The following is a 16,432-nucleotide window of genomic DNA, read 5'->3' on the forward strand; positions in this document are numbered from 1 at the left end:
GGCTGGTTGTCCTCAACAGGGCGGCTTTGGCGGGCGGCCTGGAATCCGGTTCATGACAGGTACGCATGAATCCATAAAACAGCCATTCTTGTAACCATAAGGCGCGCTCTGATTTTAACCAGAAAATGCCATTGGCTGATGAAATAAGGATGTTTTTTCGTCGATAAAATAATAAATTGTCATTTTATGGACGAAAGGCGGCAACCGCTGCGCCTGCAGTGTTGAGTTGCCGTTGTGGGTGGCCGCACAGGGCGTTTGGTTCGCCCTGTTTTTTGCCCGCGTGCGGTGGTCGTCCGAGACTACAGCTGGCGCGCCTGAAAGGTGTCGCACTCGGACACCTTGCCGCTGGTGATGCCACGCTTGAACCAGCGTACGCGTTGTTCCGAGCTGCCGTGCGTGAACGAATCCGGCACCACATGACCCTGGGCCTGGCGTTGCAGCGCATCGTCGCCGATGGCGGTGGCGGCGTTCAATGCGGTGTCGACGTCGCCGTTTTCAAGAATGGAACGCGCTTCGTTGGCATGGTAGGCCCAGACGCCGGCAAAGCAGTCAGCCTGCAATTCCAGTCTGACCGACAACGCATTGGAACGGGTTGGTGTGGCATTGCGCCGGGCTGCATCGACCTTGTCGGAAATGCCCATCAGGTTTTGCACGTGATGCCCGACTTCGTGCGCGATCACGTAGGCCTGGGCAAATTCACCTTCGACATGAAAACGCTCACGCATCAGTTTGTAAAAGCTCAAATCGATGTACACCTTCTGATCGGCCGGGCAGTAAAAGGGGCCAGCGGCGCTCTGTCCCTGGCCGCAGCTGGTCTGCGTGCTGCCACTGAACAGCACCAGTTTCGGCCTGACGTACTGGCTTCCCTGGGCTTGAAACAACTGGGTCCAGACATCTTCCGTGTCGGCCAGCACCACCTTGACGAAGCGCGCCGCCTGATCACTGGCGGGCGGGGCGCGTGCAGGCGATTGCTGGGCGGGTGCGATCGATCCGCCATTGCCGCTGAGCAGATTAATCACCGTCATCGGATTGATGCCGAGGAAGTACGACCCCGCCAGCGCCAGGACGATGGTGCCGATGCCAACCGAGCGTCCGCCAAATCCGAAGCCGCCGCCGCCACCGCCGGAGTCATCGCCGCGCCGGTCTTCCACATTGTCGCTTTCGCGATTGCCGTCCCATTTCATGATGCAGTCCTCGTGTTGAATGGGCTGTTTATAGCACAGCCAAAACCGGAATTCGGTGCTTCAGCGTACGATCAGCCGGAAGGTCAGATTGATCCTCGCTCCGGCCGGCCCACGTTCCTTGTCGACCGCATGTTTCCAGTGCTGCTGGGTCGCGCCAGCCATGAGCAGCAGGGTGCCGTCGGTGAGCGGCAGCGCTGCGGTCTTCAATTCGCGCCGCGTCTTGTGCCTGAGTTTGAAGATTCGGGTTGCACCCAGGCTCAACGAGGCGATCACCGGCGCCGGTCCCAGTTCGGATTCATCGTCGCTGTGCCAGCCCATGCTGTCCTGCTCATTGCGGTACAGATTCAGCAGCACGCTGTTAAACGTTCGCCCGCTGGCCGCTTCGATATCGCGCCTGATCTGCTGCAGCAAGGCGCTCCAGGGATGCATCGGCAGGGTCAGGCCGGAATAGGTGTACTGCGTCCCCGCGTCGCCATGTGCAGCCACCAGTCGCGGCTGCCAATGGCGTTTGCCGAACAGCGTAATCTGCTCCTGGCGCCAGGCCGTGCTTGCGCTGAGTTCCTGGAACATCGCATGGCGTTCGCTGGCGCCATAAAAGTCAGGTTGAAAATGGATCTCGGCGTCAGGCAGTGGCAGCCGTTCGAGTCCGGCGACGGGAGCCGAAAACAGGTTGTGATCCGGATGCATGGTCGTAATCCGTATCAGGGGGCATTGACCCTGATGCGCACACCGTCCAGGCTAACCACCTGTCCAGCGCGGATCTTGCAGGTCTTGCGCAATTCGATCTGACCGTCGACTGACACATGTCCGCCCGCCACCAGCATCTTGCCGGCGCCGCCGCTGTCGCAAATGCCAACCAGTTTCAACAACTGGTTGAGTTCGACGTACTCGTCATTCAAGGCAAAGTCGAGTTGCTGGATGGGTTGTCGTGATCGCGTCATGGCCGTCATGACCCGAATGCGGCAACGCCGAACAGTCCCAGCACACTGGCATAACCAACGAACCAGGCCACTGAGCGCAGGCTCGGTTTGTCGGCCAGATAGAACGCGGTGTAGGCCAGGCGGGCCAGGACGAAGACGATAGCAAGCGCATCGATGTAGAACGGATCGGCATCGAGCTGCGTTGCCGCCAGGACGGCGACGGCGAAGAACGGAAAGGCTTCGAAATGATTGCGATGGGCGTAATCGGCGCGACGTCGCAAGCCTTGTTGTTGCTCCAGCCAGGCGCGCGGTTCGGCATTGTCGAAGTCGCGTCGCCCCGCTTTGGCAATGCCAATGGTCAGGACCGGCAGAATGCCAGCGATCAGAATGCACCAGAATGCGAGCGGCATATTGTTCCTGTGAAGTGGGTTGAGAAATTCAGTCGGGCAGATTATCGATGACAACCGGTTCGATCACATCGGCCGGAACGAAGCCAAACACGCGGCCATAAAAATACAATTCGGCCTCCAGCGCGCGGCGAATGTTTTCGGCGCGCCGGAATCCATGTGCCTCGCCTTCGAACCGGATGTACGCCACCGGCAGGCCTTTGGCGCGCACTGCGTCGTACATCACCTGCGCCTGCGCTGGCGGCACCACCTTGTCGTCCATGCCCTGGAACAGAATCAGCGGCGCCGACAGGCGCTCGGTAAAGTGAATCGGCGAGCGTGCCACATAGAGCGCCTGTTGCGCTGGCCACGGGCCGACCAGGCTGTCCAGATAACGCGACTCGAACTTGTGGCTGTCAGCCGCCAGCGTTTCCAGATCGCTGACGCCGTAGTAGCTCGCGCCGGCCTTGAAGTCATCGTGAAACGTTAGCGCTGCCAGCGTGGTGTAGCCGCCTGCGCTGCCGCCGCGAATCGCCAGCTGGCGAACATCGGCGGCGTTGCGCGCAACCAGGTAGCGCGCAGCATGCAACGCATCGTCGACATCGACCACGCCCCAGTTGCCATTGAGGCGTTGCCGGTAAGCGCGACCATAGCCGGTACTGCCGCCATAGTTGACGTCGACCACGGCAAAGCCGCGGCTGGTCCAGAACTGGATGGACAGATTCAGGGTGGCGCTGGCGGCAGAAGTCGGGCCACCGTGGTTGAACACCAGCAGCGGTGGTTTGGCGCCAGCCGGAGCGACAAAGTCACGATTGGCCGGGGCGTAAAAAAAGGCATGGGCGTCACGGCCGCCGGTGGTCGGGAAAGTGATGGCCTGCGGCACCGACAGATAACCCGGGTCGACCTGCAGCGAGATGGCGCGTTTGAGGATGTGGTGCGTGCGGGTGCGCAGATCGAGCCGGACCACGGCGTCCGACAGCGTCGGCGCACCGCCGATGAACACCACGAAATCGGTGCCGACCTTGAGGTCGCTGATCTTGCGAAACGGTGTGGCAATCTCGTCCAGCACGCCGGATTCAGGATCAAGGATGGCCAGATGCCAGTCGCCATCCTGTGCGTAGCTGCACACGATGCGACCATCGCCATCGAAACCGTAGGTCGAGATACCAAGCACCCAGAGCGGCCGGCCAAACTCGGCTGCCATTGGACACAGGGCCTGTGCGGCGCCGCCGCGCCGGCGGTACAGATTCCACCAGCCGCTTCGTTCAGAGATGAAATGCAGTTCACCGGCGGGCGACCAGGTTGGCTGGAACACCGGATCGTCGATGCCGCCGGCGATCGCGCTGGCCGGCGCAAGCGTGCCGTCGGGGCCGATCTCGGCGCACCACAGCACAGTGCCATCCCATGGCATGTTCGGATGGTCCCAGCTCAGCCAGGCCAGCGTGCAACCATCCGGGCTCAGGCGCGGCGCGGCATAAAAATCGCAACCTTGTTGCAGGATGGTCTGGCCGCCGTCGGCGAGGTCGATGGCCACCAGCGTATTGACTGCCTCGCGCACACCTTCGGAATGATCTTCGCGCACACAAATCAGGCGTTGACGCCGTTCATCGAGGACGGCATCGGCAAAGCGCATCGGGCCTTCCGCCGTCAGTGGCGTCGGCGTGTCGGCACCGCGCTGGCGGAACAGGCGACCATCGGCATAGTTCGAAAAATAGATCGTGTCGCCACTGATCAGCATCGCACCGCCGCCATATTCATGCACCCGCGTGCGGACGTTGAATCCGGCCGCGGTCAGGTCGGTGGCGGGGGCCTCGGTGTTTGCGCGCACGATGACGCTGCGGCCCTGTTCGCGCGCGCGACCTTCGATCCAGAAAATGGCATCGCCGGCGATGGCCGGTTGATCCAGTCCAACCGACTCGGCGACGATTGCCGCCGATGTAATCGGCGAGGTCCAGCTGCCAAATGGCGCGACCTGTGATGCGTTGGTATTCATGCCAGTCCCGTTCCGGTTATCCAAACAACTTGCCCCACATTGCCACCACCAGCTCGATCAGGATCAGCAACACGATGTACCACTCGACCCGGTGCGAGCTTTGATAGCGCACCGTTTCGACCAGGGTTTCGGCGGTGCGCGACAGCGTGGCCAGTTTGCGATCGAGCGCGACGGCGCGTTCACGCAATTCATAATCGCCTTCGAGCCGGGCATACAAACCGTTGAGGTGCGGGTTGTCCCACAGGACATCGGGGCGATCCATGACTTCGGCGCGTCCGGTCAGGCGATGCTCCGAGAGCAGCATGCTGCCCACGGCTTTCAACAGTTCGCTGGATTTTACTGAAAACTTGCCGTCGTCGGCGAGGTCCTGCGCCAGTGGCTCGATGCGATCGAAGTCACTGGCGGCGCGGCGTTCCTGAAACGACAGCATGGCCGCTTTGGACAGGGCTTCGGCCAGCAATTGCAGGCGTTCCAGATCGGCGCTGCGAATGCGCACCTTGGAGCCATACGGGCCTTCATCGGCTTGTCCGTCGATGGTGACCCAGACGGTTTCCTCGGTCAGCGCATCGCCGACGCCGCTCATGTTGTCGCTCAGCCCGCTGATGAGCCAGGCGCGATCGCCCGGCTCTTCGGCAAACAATGCCAGCGCGCCGTAGCGGAAAATCGCCGCCACGCCACCGCCGGGCAAACGCGTCATCCACGGTGATTGCCCGATGATGGGGATATGCCCGGTGGTGCGGATGTCGATGCGTTCGGCGATGATCAGTGCGCTGGCCTGGAAGTGGTCCAGCGCGATCAGCAGTTTGGGCGGCCGCGGTCGTGCGCTCTTTGCCATCGGCTCGCCGGTGCCTTTGTTGTCGGGTGCGCGTGAGCGCGGCTTGCGGGTAGAGGGCAGCAATCGATTCATGTTGGGTCAATGTGCATTGGGCTGTCGCCAAGATAACCGAATTCGCAGCCCGATGCCGTCACCATCGCCGCCGTCATTGCGGTTCCGGCGCAATCAGCTCGACATAATCGTAGACCGCCACCAGAATTTCCTCGCCGCGTGCATCGACATTGGCGGACAGGTGGTCGATTTCGCCGAACAGCGCATCGATACTGCGTGCGCCGCCACTGCCGTCGAACAGCCGGCTGCTACGATGGGACTCCCAGCGCTGCATCTCGTCATCCGTGAGGGTGGACGGGAAATTGCGGGCACGATAGCGAAACACCAGTTCTTCCAGCCGCGCATCGTCGAAATGCAAGCGCGCGCTCGCCAGCGCTGCCGGTGCCAGCGCACGCAGTTCGGTCAGACGGCGACGATCGCCGTTGCCGATGAAGCCGCCGTACAAATCCTCGTCGACGTCGGGGCTCGGTTCCGGCGGGCGTTCGAACACCTGCTGCCAGATATCGCTCATGTCGGGCAGGGCGGCGGCGATGTCGGCATGGTGCAGCGCCTGCGTCAGATCGATGTTCCAACGCGTGGCCATGGCGGGCGTCAAGGTCTTCAGGTTGCCCACCACCATCGGCGATTTGTTCAGATGAATGGTTTTGATCGGCAACCGCGTCACGCCCTCCGGCAGATCGGCCGCCTTGCTGAACAGGCGCCTGCGGATGGCGGCGGCATCGAGTTGCGCCAGCTCGCTCGGGTCGGCTGACAAATCCCAGCCAATCACTTCATTCTTGTTGGTCGGATGCACTGCAAGCGGCCACATCACCGCCAGGCAGCCATGCTCGGTCGCGAACATGCCCGACACGTGCAAAAACGGCTTGCGTGCCGGCAGGCCGATTTCGGCCATGACCCGATCTTTTTTATGCAGCGCAAAGCAGAAGTCGAACAACTTGGGTTGCTGCGTGCGAATCAGTCGCGCCAGTGCAATGGTGGCGCGCACATCGGACAACGCATCGTGGGCAGCTTCGTGGGCGATGCCATTGGCGACGGTCAGCTGTTCGAGGCGGAAGCTCGGCTTGCCGTCCTCGTGCTGCGGCCAGACGATGCCGTCCGGGCGCAATGCATGCGTCATCCGCACCACGTCGAGCAGATCCCAGCGGCCGCAACGGTTTTGCCACTCGCGCGCATACGGATCGATCAGATTGCGCCAGAACATGAAGCGCGTGATCTCGTCATCGAACCGGATCGTGTTGTAGCCCACGCCGACCGTGCCGTCGACACTGAAGGCTTGCTCGATGGCGGCGGCGAATTGATATTCCGGCAGTCCCCGCTCAAGGCATAGTTGCGGCGTGATCCCGGTGATCAGGCACGATTGCGGATCGGGCAGGTAATCATTGGCGGGCTGGCAGTACAGCATGATCGGCGCACCGATTTCGTTAAGTTCGGCGTCGGTGCGAATGGCGGCAAATTGCGCCGGCCGGTCGCGCCGTGTCTGGATGCCGAAGGTTTCGTAGTCATGCCAGAGAAAGGTATGTGAAGACATCGTGATCCGATTGGTGTTGCACTCAGGCAGATTTGGCCAGCAGGGTGAAATGCTCGACCACCGGTGGGCCGGCGAAGAACGGTCCGACGATCGCGCGCCATTCGGCAAAGGCGGCTGATTCGCGGAAGTCAATCGTGTGGTTTTCGAGCGTGTCCCAGTAAATCATCAGCACGTAACGCTCCGGCGACTCGATGCTTTTGTTGATCTTGAAGCCCTGAAAGCCAACCGCATTGCGGATGACCTGGTCCAGACCGCGCTGGATGGCGCTATCAAACTCGTCCTGCTTGCCGGCCTGGATGCGGATGTCAGCGATTTCGAGAATCATGGTGGTCCAGTCAAAAAGTGTACGGGATGTGATTATCCCATTGAACTACTGGCGGGCGGTGCGCGTTGGCGTTAGAGTCCGGACATCCTGTCTGATTGCCTTGCCATGCCCCGTCCCCACCACCACGTCTACGTGATCGAACTTTCGCCCGATGTGCTGTACGAGGCGCGCTTCAAGCGATCCAATCCGGACTACCTGCCGGGGCGGCCGTGCGTGTATGTCGGCATGACCGGCTTGAATCCGGACCTGCGCTTTGACAAGCACAAGGCCGGCATTCAATCGAACAAGTTTGTGTTCACCTACGGCCTGCGCTTGCTGCCGCACTTGTATAAAATCTACAATCCGATGCCGTACCACGCCGCGCGCGATATGGAAGTCGAAGTGGCGATCGGATTGCGCGAAGCCGGCTATGGCGTCTGGCAGGCATGAAGACCACGGTATGATGCGCCCTTGATTCAGCAACAGTACGTCCGCAACAGCAAGGAAACCGCATGGCCAAAATAGAAGATGTCGTCAAGCGACAAAAGGAAGGCGCCAGGTTCGTCATCACCGCGCCGATGCTCGGTGTCAGCGAACAGGAGTTCGACGTGTTGGCCAATATCTGGATCGAGGAGGGTGGTGTCGGCTTTCAGGTTGCCGGCGTGCCGCATCGGACCTGTATCGACGGCGAGTTCTTCATCAATCGGGTGACGGTGGTCAAGCTGGCGCTGTGACCCGCTGATATGACATGTTGCCGTCGCTTTCGCGATGGCAGCGGCAGACAACAAAAAACCCACCGGACCAAAGTCAGGTGGGTTTCATGATATTCGTGGTAGGCCGTGCGGGATTCGAACCTGCGACCAACGGATTAAAAGTCCGCTGCTCTACCAGCTGAGCTAACGACCCGAAAGAACGAGATTATAAGAACTATGACCTCGTCTGTCAAACGCTGCGGCAAGATTACGGGAACTATTTTGCCTGTGACTCAACTTTTCATTGCGGCCGGCGAACCGGATGCTGCTGTTATTTCAGTACCGCGAGTCGTTCTTTGGCTGTTTGCGCAGCCGGCGTATTCGGATACTGTGCAACCAGGCTCTCAAGCGCCTTTTTCGCCGCCGAGCGTTCTTTCAGTTCGGCGTAGCTGCTGGCGATGTTGAGCAAGGCATCCGCTGCCTTCGGACTGTCCGGGTAGGTTTTGACGACCACCTGTTGCGCGGTGATGGCATTGCGATAGTCGCGTTGCGCGTAGTAGGCCGTACCCAGAAAATACTGCGCCGATGGGGCGAACCCGGATTGCGGGTAGCGCCGCATGAAGTCGACAAATTGCGCACTGGCCGTCTTGTAATCACCTGCCTTGAACACGGATAACGCCGCATCGTAGGCCTTCTGCTCGGCTGGCTCGACATTGGTTTCCTTGCCGTCGACAGTCAGCTTTTGCGGTTCAAGCTTGCGCAAGCGGGTGTCGAGATCGACATAGAAATCCTTCTGTCGTTGCTGGGTATTGGCCAGTTCATTGGTCAACAGCTCCACTTGCCCACGCAGTTTTGCGATTTCCTGACGCAGTTGCTCGTTCTGGCCGGCGACATCAAGCAAACTGTTCTTGTCCGCTTTCGCGTCGAGTTTGCCTTCGGTCTCGCGCCGCAGCGCATCGATGCGAAGGCGTATGTCGAGCACGGCCTTGCGCGCCTCTTCATCGTCAAACAGTCCGGCCCGCGCGGGCAGGGTGAAGGAAGAAACCGCGCTGACGAGCAACGCGGCAAAGATGGTTTTTTTGAAGGGCGTCATGGTCATGAATCAGTGCATCAATAAACGATGTCGGCGCGACGGTTTTCTGCCCATGCTGCTTCGTCACTACCCGTTGCCTTTGGTTTTTCCTTGCCCAGCGAAACTGCCTCAAGCTGGCCTTCAGGGACACCCAGCAGGCTCAGCGCCTTGCGCACGGCTTCCGAACGCTTTTGACCCAGTGCCAGATTGTATTCACGGCCACCGCGTTCATCGGTATTGCCCTGGATGATGACCTTGCGTGATTTGTTGGCGCTCAGATATTTGGCATGCGCTTCGATCACGGATTTGAACTCGTCCTTGACGGTGTAGCTGTCGTAATCAAAGTACACGCTGCGTTTGGCCAGCACGCCTTTCGGATCATCCAGCGGATCGACGGATCCGGCATTGACCGTGTTGACCGCACGCGTGTCAACCGGCGCAGTGTTGGCGCCCGATTTCCCGCCGCGATCTTCGACCGGTGGTTTTTCGTCAAGTTTGGTGGATGAGCATGCTGAAAACAGCATGGCGCTCATGGTGATCACGGCAAGGGTCGACAAGGTACGCATGTATTTCTCCTGATGATGGTTGGGTGTGACGGTGAATTATTTGATGAATGGGCCCCAGGTCGGCTCGCGAATGTCGCCAGCCTGAGTCGTAACACGTTGCTTGATCCGACCATCGACGGATACTACCGCAAGCGACCCACGGCGGCCCGATTCGGTGGCGTACATGATGTATTTGCCGTTTGGCGAAAAGCTCGGTGACTCATCTTTGGTCGTATCTGACAAGCGCAGCTCCTGGCCATTGGACAGGTCCAGTGCGAACAGCTGGAAGCTGCCGTCGCGCCGCGAAATGTAGGCCAGCGTCTTGCCATCCGGCGACACGCGCGGGCTGATGTTGTAGGCGCCCTTGAAGGTGACGCGCTGTGGCTCGCCGCCGCTGGCGCTCATCTTGTAAATTTGTGGTCCGCCGCTGCGGTCACTGGTGAAGTAAATCGTCTGCCCATCAGCGGAGAATTGCGGTTCGGTGTCAATGCCGCTGGTGTTGGTCAGGCGTCGCAGTCCACTGCCATCTGCATTGACGATGTACGACTGGGTCAGGCCATCACGCGACAAGGCGACAGCCAGACGGGTGCCGTCGGGAGACCACGATGGCGCGGAATTGCTGCCCTTGTAGTTGGCCAGCACGGTGCGTTGCCGCGTGACCAGATTCTGAATGTAAATGACCGGCTTCCGGTTCTCGAACGAGACATACGCGACCTTGGTGCCGTCCGGCGACCAGGCTGGTGAAATGATCGGCTCGTTGGAGCGCAGCGCGACGTTGATGTCTTCGCCATCGGCATCGGCAACTTCCAGGCGATATTCCTTCCCGGACTTGGTCACATAGGCGATCCGGGTGGCGAACGCACCGCGTGCACCGGTCAGCTTTTCAAAAATATCGTCGGCGATCTTGTGTGCGGTGACACGTGTTCGGGCTTCCGGCGCAGCCAGCGACAAGGCCGACAGCGAGGCGCTCTTGACCGTATCGAGCAGGCGATAGCGCACGTCGTAACGGCCATCGGCGAGTTTTTGCACGCTGCCAACCACCAGCGCATCGGCGCCGCGCGATTTCCAGTCGCCGTAGTTGATCGCCGCGGTCTCGGACAAGGTGGCGTTGGCATCGATGATTTTGAACAGTCCGCTGCGTGCCAGATCTTCCTTGATGATGGCACTGACTTGCGCAGGGGCGATGGATTCGTCGGCAAAGCCGGCAATCGCGATCGGAATCTGATTGGCGCCGACGCCGGAGATATCGATACGCAGTTGCGCATCGGCGGCGTTGGTGAGCAACAGGGCGAAGGTGGCGATGAATAGTTTTTTCATGGGCAGATCAATTTTTCGGTTTGTGAGACACGGTAAAGCCAGACGGCGCGATACCCGATTTGTCAGGGGGGAACGGTTGCGATTTTTCAATCGCACGTGACACTGCTTCGTCGAAACCGGGCAAGCCGGAGGATTTCACTTTTCTGATCCCGCGTACCGATCCATCCGGTAACAGATCGACAGCGTACTCGACCGCGGGATTGCCTTCTGTGTCTTCGGGCACATTGAAAACGGTATTCGATTTGATCTTTGCGCCGACTTTCTGGATATAACTCGGGTCACCACGCGGCCCCTGGCTTTTCGGCGCGTCACCGGAGCCACCGGTGCCGACCGCGGCGCCGCCGGCAATGCGGCGCATTTCTTCATCGCGAATTTTCGCCAGCTTCTTGTTGTCCAGGTCATCGGTCTTGCGCTTCTTGTCGAGCTCGGCTTTCTTGAGCTCGGCGTCAAGTTTGGCTTTCTCAGTCTTCTCCTTGTCGAGTTTTGCCTGCTCCAGCTTGACCTTGTCCTGTTTGTCCTTCTCGAGCCGCTTCTCGTCGGCCTGCTTTTTCAGCTTCTGCTCGCGCTCTTCCTCGAGGCGTTCTTTCAACTGTTCGGCCTTGCGCTTTTTCTCCTGCTCCAGCGCGATGTCGGGATCGACCGGCTTCACCAACGGCGTTGGCGGCTCGACCTTTGGAATCGGTTTGGGCGTTGGCGCGGGTTTCTCTTCCGCTTGCGGTTTTGGTTCCGGGCGTGCAAGCGGCGCCGCCTCGCGTATCTGGGGACTCCACACTTCTGCTTCGACGGCAATAGGGGTTTCGTTTTGCCAGCGCACACCGATCCACAGGAAGGCCAGCAACACGGCATGCATGGCCGCGGCCAATGCGATCGCGCGTGCTCGCCCGGGTTCTCGCGGAACCGAAGGAGGTGTGCCGTCTTTCATCGGCATGTCAGGACTTGGTCGCAAGTCCGACCCGCACAATGCCAAATTTCTTCGCTTCGGAAATCAGCTGGATGACGTCGTCGTAGCGGCTTTCCTTGTCACCCGAAATCATGACCGGCAGATCGGGATTGGCTTCGTGAATGGCGCGCAATTTCTGCAGTAAATCACTGCGGCTGCTCGCCGATTCCGGCTTGGCGCCGCCGCTTTTCTGGCCGTTGATGCCGATGGTCGCGGCGGCGTCAGGCTTGAGCGAAATCTGAATGTACTCGGACGGAGGCAAGGATGATTTTTCGGCCGTCGGCAAATTGATAACACCCGGATTCGTCAGCGGCGCCGCGACCATGAAGATCACCAACAATACCAGCATCACGTCAATGTACGGCACGACATTGATCTCGGCCTTGAATTTGCGGCTGCGGTTGCTGCGTAACGAGGAGCTCATGGTTAGCGCACCTGACGCTGGAGGATATTCGAGAACTCTTCGATGAAGCTTTCGAAACGAATTGCCAGGCGGTCGATGTCATGGGAAAAGCGGTTGTACGCAACGACCGCAGGAATCGCAGCGAACAGGCCGATGGCAGTTGCGACAAGCGCTTCGGCGATGCCGGGCGCCACCGCCGAAAGCGTAGCCTGTTGCACGTTGGCCAGGCCGCGAAAGGCATTCATGATGCCCCACACTGTACCAAACAGGCCGACGTACGGCGACACCGATCCCACCGAGGCAAGAAATGACAGGTGCGATTCAAGGGCATCCATTTCGCGTTGATAGGCCGCCCGCATCGCCCGACGGGCGCCGTCGATCAACGGTGCACCGTCGCCGGAATTGCGTTGCGATGCCGATGCCTTGCCCTTGTTGAATTCACTCATGCCCGCAGCAAAAATGCGCTCCTGCGCACCGGTTTCGCCACCGGTGCGGCGGCGGTTCGACGCGGCATCCTGATACAGCGTATTGAGATCGCCACCGGCCCAGAAAGCGCGTTCGAATTCTTCGGTCTGCGCGCGCGCGCTGCTGATCGCAAACATCTTGCGGAAAATGTAGGTCCAGCTCATCAGCGAAACGGTCATCAGCAGCGCCAGAACCAGCTGGACCAGGATGGACGCGTTGGTGATCAGCGCGAGGAAGGAAAGATCTTGAGTGACGGTCATTGATTTTTTGTTGGTTGATACTGCTTATGCATTGAGAATACGGTTCAGGGCGTTAAATCGGATCAGGGTTGCAGACAATCGAGGACGCGGCGCGGGATACCATTTGGACGGAAGGTCGCGCAACTGACACAACCCACTTTGATGCGCCCGACTGCCAGCAATTCCCGGCCTGCCGCAGAGCATCGCCATGCTTCTTGCAAAAATTGCACTGAGGCACGTCCGAGACGTTCGACCATGACTGTCAGTTTCAGTTCATCGTCAAGTCGCGCCGGGGCATGATAGTCGACGCTGGTGCTCTTGACGACGAACATCACACCGTCCGTTTGCGTCAGCGTTGATTGGGTGACGCCCAGTTCACGCAGCCATTCAGTGCGCGCCCGTTCGAAAAATTTCAGGTAGTTCGCGTAGAAGACGACGCCGCCGGCGTCGGTGTCCTCATAGTAGACACGCACCGACCAGCTAAACGCACCTTCAGGAGCGGCTTGCGGCAATGCGCTCATCGGAATGCAATGTTCATGGATTGCGCTTGATCGTGAACGGTGAGAATCCCTGGCAGGTCGGCATCATCTCGATGTAGTTGACGTTGACGTGGGCCGGCAGCGTCGCGATCCAGAACGCAGTGTCTGCGATATCGCCGGCGTTGAGCGGGACCGTGCCCTCGTACACTTTGGCGGCTGCGGCGTCGTCACCACGCATGCGGACATTGGAAAATTCGGTGCCGCCACACAGGCCCGGCGCAATATTGGTCGCCCGTACGCCGGTCCCGACCAGATCGGCGCGCAGATTGACGGTGAATTGATCGACGAACGCCTTCGTTGCGCCATACACATTGCCACCGGGGTAGGGATAGGCGCCGGCGGTCGAGCCGATGTTGATCACCGTGCCGCTGCCGCGCGCAACCATGGCCGGCAGCATCAGGCGCGTCATCGTGACCAGTCCCTTGCAATTGGTTTCGATCATGGTTTCCCAGTCCTCCAGCGAGGCTTGCTGGGCCGGCTCGACACCCAGCGCAAGTCCGGCATTGTTGATCAGGACGTCGATGTCGCGCCATGCATCGGGCAGGGAGGCAAGGGCGGCGGTAATTGACGCCTTGCTGGTGACATCCATTTCAACAGCGAGCAATTGCCCGCCCAGTTCAGCGCCCAGTGCATCGAGGCGCTCCTTGCGTCGACCCGTGGCAATGACCTTGTGACCATTACTGGCGAACTTGCGCGCCATTTCAGCCCCAAAGCCCGAGGTGGCGCCGGTAAGTAATACGATCATGAGTTTTCCTTTACTGGAGGCTGGCTGAGAATGTGCAAAATTGTAGCCGAAAGCGCGGCCAGTGCCGCTGCGGTTATCCCTTGAATCACGGCGCGCCTTGCTCAATAGTCTGGGTTCCCTTACAATTTGGGACCATTTCGTCTCACGTGACTGGCGAAAACGCAGCCCGCATCGGGCTGCCAATAAGGTGGATACCACCGGGGAACGTGAGATTTCATTTAGCCGTTCGCCTGGGCAGCCCAAAAATGGAACGCACGAATGAGGCTGCCTGTCCGTTTCCATCGGCCCTCACTCGATCCATGCAATATCGTATTGCACGTTCATCGATTGGAGTATGTCATGTTCAATAAAAATCTTACCCTCGCCAAGGTTGACCCGGAACTGTGGTCAGCAATCCAGCTTGAAACCACCCGCCAGCAGGATCACATCGAGTTGATCGCTTCCGAGAACTACACGTCACCGGCGGTCATGGAGGCGCAGGGCTCGCAACTGACCAACAAATATGCCGAAGGCTATCCAGGCAAGCGCTATTACGGCGGTTGCGAATACGTCGACATGGCCGAAACCCTGGCAATCAATCGGATCAAAGAGCTGTTTGGTGCAGAAGCTGCCAATGTGCAGCCGAACTCGGGCTCGCAGGCCAATCAGGGCGTCTTTTTTGCCGTGCTCAAGCCGGGCGATACGATCATGGGCATGTCGCTGGCCGAAGGTGGGCATTTGACGCACGGGATGCCATTGAACATGTCGGGCAAGTGGTTCAATGTTGTGTCGTATGGTTTGAATGCTGCCGAAGAAATTGATTACGAAGCGATGGAGGCGCTAGCGCGCGAGAAAAAGCCAAAGCTGATCATCGCCGGCGCTTCGGCCTATTCATTGCGCATCGACTTCGAACGTTTCGCAAGAATTGCGAAAGAGGTCGGTGCCTATTTCATGGTCGACATGGCGCATTACGCAGGCTTGATTGCAGCCGGGGTCTACCCCAATCCGGTGCCGCACGCGGATTTTGTGACGTCGACGACCCACAAATCCTTGCGCGGTCCACGTGGCGGCATCATTCTGATGAAGGCCGAGTTCGAGAAAATCATCAATTCGGCGATCTTCCCTGGTATCCAGGGCGGCCCACTGATGCACGTGATCGCAGGCAAGGCAGTGGCTTTCAAGGAAGCTTTGGCACCTGAATTCAAGACGTATCAGGAGCAAGTCCTGAAGAACGCCGATGCCCTGGCCAAAGCATTGATCTCGCGCGGTTTGCGGATTGTGTCCGGTCGCACCGAGTCGCATGTGATGCTGGTCGATCTGCGCGCCAAGAACATCACCGGCAAGGAAGCCGAGGCCATTCTGGGTTCGGCGCACATGACATGCAACAAGAACGCCATCCCGAACGATCCGGAAAAGCCGTTTGTGACGTCGGGTATCCGTTTGGGTAGCCCGGCGATGACAACACGTGGCTTTACCGAGATCGAAGCTACGCGGGTGGGGCATCTGATTGCGGATGTGCTGGATAATCCGCACGACGCTGCGACGATCGAGCGCGTCAAGGCGCAGGTTCAGGAAATGACGAAGGCCTTTCCTGTTTACGGCTGATAACGTGGAGCGCGCCGACGGTCATTCGCCTGGCGCGCGTGCAAGATGAAATGCCCATTCTGCCAGCACGATGAAACACAAGTCCTCGACACCCGAGTGTCCGAGGAAGGTGACTCGATCCGCCGACGGCGGCGGTGCGCCAGTTGTGAAAAACGGTTTACGACATACGAACGCATCGAGCTGACCATGCCGGCGATCGTGAAGAAGAACGGTAGCCGAACGGACTTCGATTCTTCCAAACTGCGCGGCAGTCTGATGCTGGCGCTGCGCAAGAGACCGGTTTCTGCCGAGGCAGTTGACGCGGCAATCCATCGCATCGAGGAAAAAATCCGGTCCAGCGGCGAGCGTGAAATCATGTCGGGGCATATCGGCGAACTCGTCATGCGCGAACTGCGTCGCCTCGACAAGATTGCCTATATTCGCTTTGCGTCGGTATACAAGAGTTTTGAAGATGTCACCGAATTTCAGGATGCAATCGCCGAGATCGGGCAGGAGCGCAAATCCGAAAAAAAACCGTAATACGATTTATATTGATTGGTTGGCCGGAAACGCTTGCTAATCTTCAAGGGGCTTTGATATAGTTCGGCTCCCGTCAAAAGGCGGGCAAGAAGAGGTTGTGGTGCTGGTCGGTTTGTTGTCTGGTTTTGTTACGCGGTACGGTGCGAAATTGGGTAGCGAAAGGGGTTGACG

General features: G+C 59.3%; 20 protein-coding genes, 1 tRNA gene and 1 riboswitch. Of the genes, 4 read left to right on the plus strand and 17 right to left on the minus strand.

Annotated elements, in window-relative coordinates; all coding sequences use genetic code 11:
• Positions 1 to 299: 299 nt before the first annotated feature.
• The 8 genes from ypfJ to RCH09_RS15200 all read right to left on the minus strand — a co-directional run bounded on the left by ypfJ (position 300) and on the right by RCH09_RS15200 (position 7,222).
• Positions 300 to 1,184, minus strand: a complete 885-nt coding sequence (ypfJ, locus tag RCH09_RS15165; RefSeq protein WP_326941957.1) for a KPN_02809 family neutral zinc metallopeptidase — start codon at positions 1,182 to 1,184, stop codon at positions 300 to 302.
• A gap of 60 nt (positions 1,185 to 1,244) precedes the next feature.
• Positions 1,245 to 1,871, minus strand: coding sequence for an alpha-ketoglutarate-dependent dioxygenase AlkB family protein (locus RCH09_RS15170; RefSeq protein ID WP_326941958.1), 627 nt, complete (start codon positions 1,869 to 1,871; stop codon positions 1,245 to 1,247).
• Between the two features lie 14 nt (positions 1,872 to 1,885).
• Positions 1,886 to 2,125: an RNA-binding S4 domain-containing protein gene (locus RCH09_RS15175; RefSeq protein WP_442785045.1), complete on the minus strand. Its 240-nt coding sequence runs from the start codon at positions 2,123 to 2,125 to the stop codon at positions 1,886 to 1,888.
• A gap of 5 nt (positions 2,126 to 2,130) precedes the next feature.
• Positions 2,131 to 2,514 (minus strand): MAPEG family protein, encoded by a 384-nt coding sequence (locus RCH09_RS15180; protein WP_326941959.1) that lies wholly within the window; start codon positions 2,512 to 2,514, stop codon positions 2,131 to 2,133.
• Positions 2,515 to 2,542: 28 nt separating this feature from the next.
• Positions 2,543 to 4,483 (minus strand): S9 family peptidase, encoded by a 1,941-nt coding sequence (locus RCH09_RS15185; RefSeq protein WP_326941960.1) that lies wholly within the window; start codon positions 4,481 to 4,483, stop codon positions 2,543 to 2,545.
• A 16-nt stretch (positions 4,484 to 4,499) separates the two neighbouring features.
• Positions 4,500 to 5,390, minus strand: a complete 891-nt coding sequence (locus tag RCH09_RS15190) for an RMD1 family protein (RefSeq protein WP_326941961.1) — start codon at positions 5,388 to 5,390, stop codon at positions 4,500 to 4,502.
• Between the two features lie 73 nt (positions 5,391 to 5,463).
• Complete coding sequence (sbcB, locus tag RCH09_RS15195) at positions 5,464 to 6,897, minus strand: exodeoxyribonuclease I (protein WP_326941962.1); 1,434 nt, start codon at positions 6,895 to 6,897, stop codon at positions 5,464 to 5,466.
• Between the two features lie 22 nt (positions 6,898 to 6,919).
• Positions 6,920 to 7,222 (minus strand): antibiotic biosynthesis monooxygenase family protein, encoded by a 303-nt coding sequence (locus RCH09_RS15200; RefSeq protein ID WP_326941963.1) that lies wholly within the window; start codon positions 7,220 to 7,222, stop codon positions 6,920 to 6,922.
• A 105-nt stretch (positions 7,223 to 7,327) separates the two neighbouring features.
• Between RCH09_RS15200 and RCH09_RS15205 the strand changes: the two genes are divergently transcribed.
• A complete protein-coding gene (locus RCH09_RS15205) occupies positions 7,328 to 7,651 on the plus strand; it encodes a hypothetical protein (protein WP_326941964.1) in 324 nt (107 codons plus the stop codon).
• A 62-nt stretch (positions 7,652 to 7,713) separates the two neighbouring features.
• Positions 7,714 to 7,935, plus strand: a complete 222-nt coding sequence (locus tag RCH09_RS15210; protein ID WP_326941965.1) for a hypothetical protein — start codon at positions 7,714 to 7,716, stop codon at positions 7,933 to 7,935.
• Between the two features lie 96 nt (positions 7,936 to 8,031).
• Here RCH09_RS15210 and RCH09_RS15215 read toward each other — a convergent pair.
• From RCH09_RS15215 to RCH09_RS15255, 9 genes are all read right to left on the minus strand, one after another.
• Positions 8,032 to 8,107, minus strand: a tRNA-Lys gene (locus tag RCH09_RS15215).
• A 117-nt stretch (positions 8,108 to 8,224) separates the two neighbouring features.
• Entirely contained in the window at positions 8,225 to 8,986 is a 762-nt protein-coding gene (gene ybgF, locus RCH09_RS15220) for a tol-pal system protein YbgF (protein WP_326941967.1), read from the minus strand.
• Between the two features lie 17 nt (positions 8,987 to 9,003).
• Positions 9,004 to 9,531: a peptidoglycan-associated lipoprotein Pal gene (gene pal / locus RCH09_RS15225; protein WP_326941968.1), complete on the minus strand. Its 528-nt coding sequence runs from the start codon at positions 9,529 to 9,531 to the stop codon at positions 9,004 to 9,006.
• Positions 9,532 to 9,567: 36 nt separating this feature from the next.
• Entirely contained in the window at positions 9,568 to 10,827 is a 1,260-nt protein-coding gene (gene tolB / locus RCH09_RS15230; RefSeq protein ID WP_326941969.1) for a Tol-Pal system beta propeller repeat protein TolB, read from the minus strand.
• Positions 10,828 to 10,834: 7 nt separating this feature from the next.
• Entirely contained in the window at positions 10,835 to 11,677 is an 843-nt protein-coding gene (locus RCH09_RS15235) for an energy transducer TonB (protein WP_326941970.1), read from the minus strand.
• Positions 11,678 to 11,756: 79 nt separating this feature from the next.
• Positions 11,757 to 12,191: an ExbD/TolR family protein gene (locus RCH09_RS15240; RefSeq protein ID WP_326941971.1), complete on the minus strand. Its 435-nt coding sequence runs from the start codon at positions 12,189 to 12,191 to the stop codon at positions 11,757 to 11,759.
• 2 nt (positions 12,192 to 12,193) lie between these two features.
• Positions 12,194 to 12,895, minus strand: coding sequence for a protein TolQ (tolQ, locus tag RCH09_RS15245; protein WP_326941972.1), 702 nt, complete (start codon positions 12,893 to 12,895; stop codon positions 12,194 to 12,196).
• Between the two features lie 62 nt (positions 12,896 to 12,957).
• Positions 12,958 to 13,395 carry a tol-pal system-associated acyl-CoA thioesterase gene (gene ybgC / locus RCH09_RS15250; RefSeq protein WP_326941973.1) on the minus strand — a complete coding sequence of 146 codons (438 nt, stop codon included), beginning with the start codon at positions 13,393 to 13,395 and terminating at the stop codon, positions 12,958 to 12,960.
• Positions 13,396 to 13,408: 13 nt separating this feature from the next.
• On the minus strand, positions 13,409 to 14,158 hold the full coding sequence (locus tag RCH09_RS15255; RefSeq protein ID WP_326941974.1) for an SDR family NAD(P)-dependent oxidoreductase: 750 nt from the start codon (positions 14,156 to 14,158) through the stop codon (positions 13,409 to 13,411).
• Positions 14,159 to 14,294: 136 nt separating this feature from the next.
• Positions 14,295 to 14,401, plus strand: a riboswitch (ZMP/ZTP riboswitch).
• 96 nt (positions 14,402 to 14,497) lie between these two features.
• Between RCH09_RS15255 and glyA the strand changes: the two genes are divergently transcribed.
• Both glyA and nrdR read left to right on the plus strand, forming a co-directional pair.
• Positions 14,498 to 15,742 carry a serine hydroxymethyltransferase gene (glyA, locus tag RCH09_RS15260; protein ID WP_326941975.1) on the plus strand — a complete coding sequence of 415 codons (1,245 nt, stop codon included), beginning with the start codon at positions 14,498 to 14,500 and terminating at the stop codon, positions 15,740 to 15,742.
• A gap of 45 nt (positions 15,743 to 15,787) precedes the next feature.
• Positions 15,788 to 16,261 (plus strand): transcriptional regulator NrdR, encoded by a 474-nt coding sequence (gene nrdR, locus RCH09_RS15265; RefSeq protein ID WP_326941976.1) that lies wholly within the window; start codon positions 15,788 to 15,790, stop codon positions 16,259 to 16,261.
• The last annotated feature ends 171 nt before the right edge of the window (positions 16,262 to 16,432 follow it).

This window comes from Actimicrobium sp. GrIS 1.19 (assembly GCF_035984655.1).
GTDB lineage: Bacteria > Pseudomonadota > Gammaproteobacteria > Burkholderiales > Burkholderiaceae_D > Actimicrobium.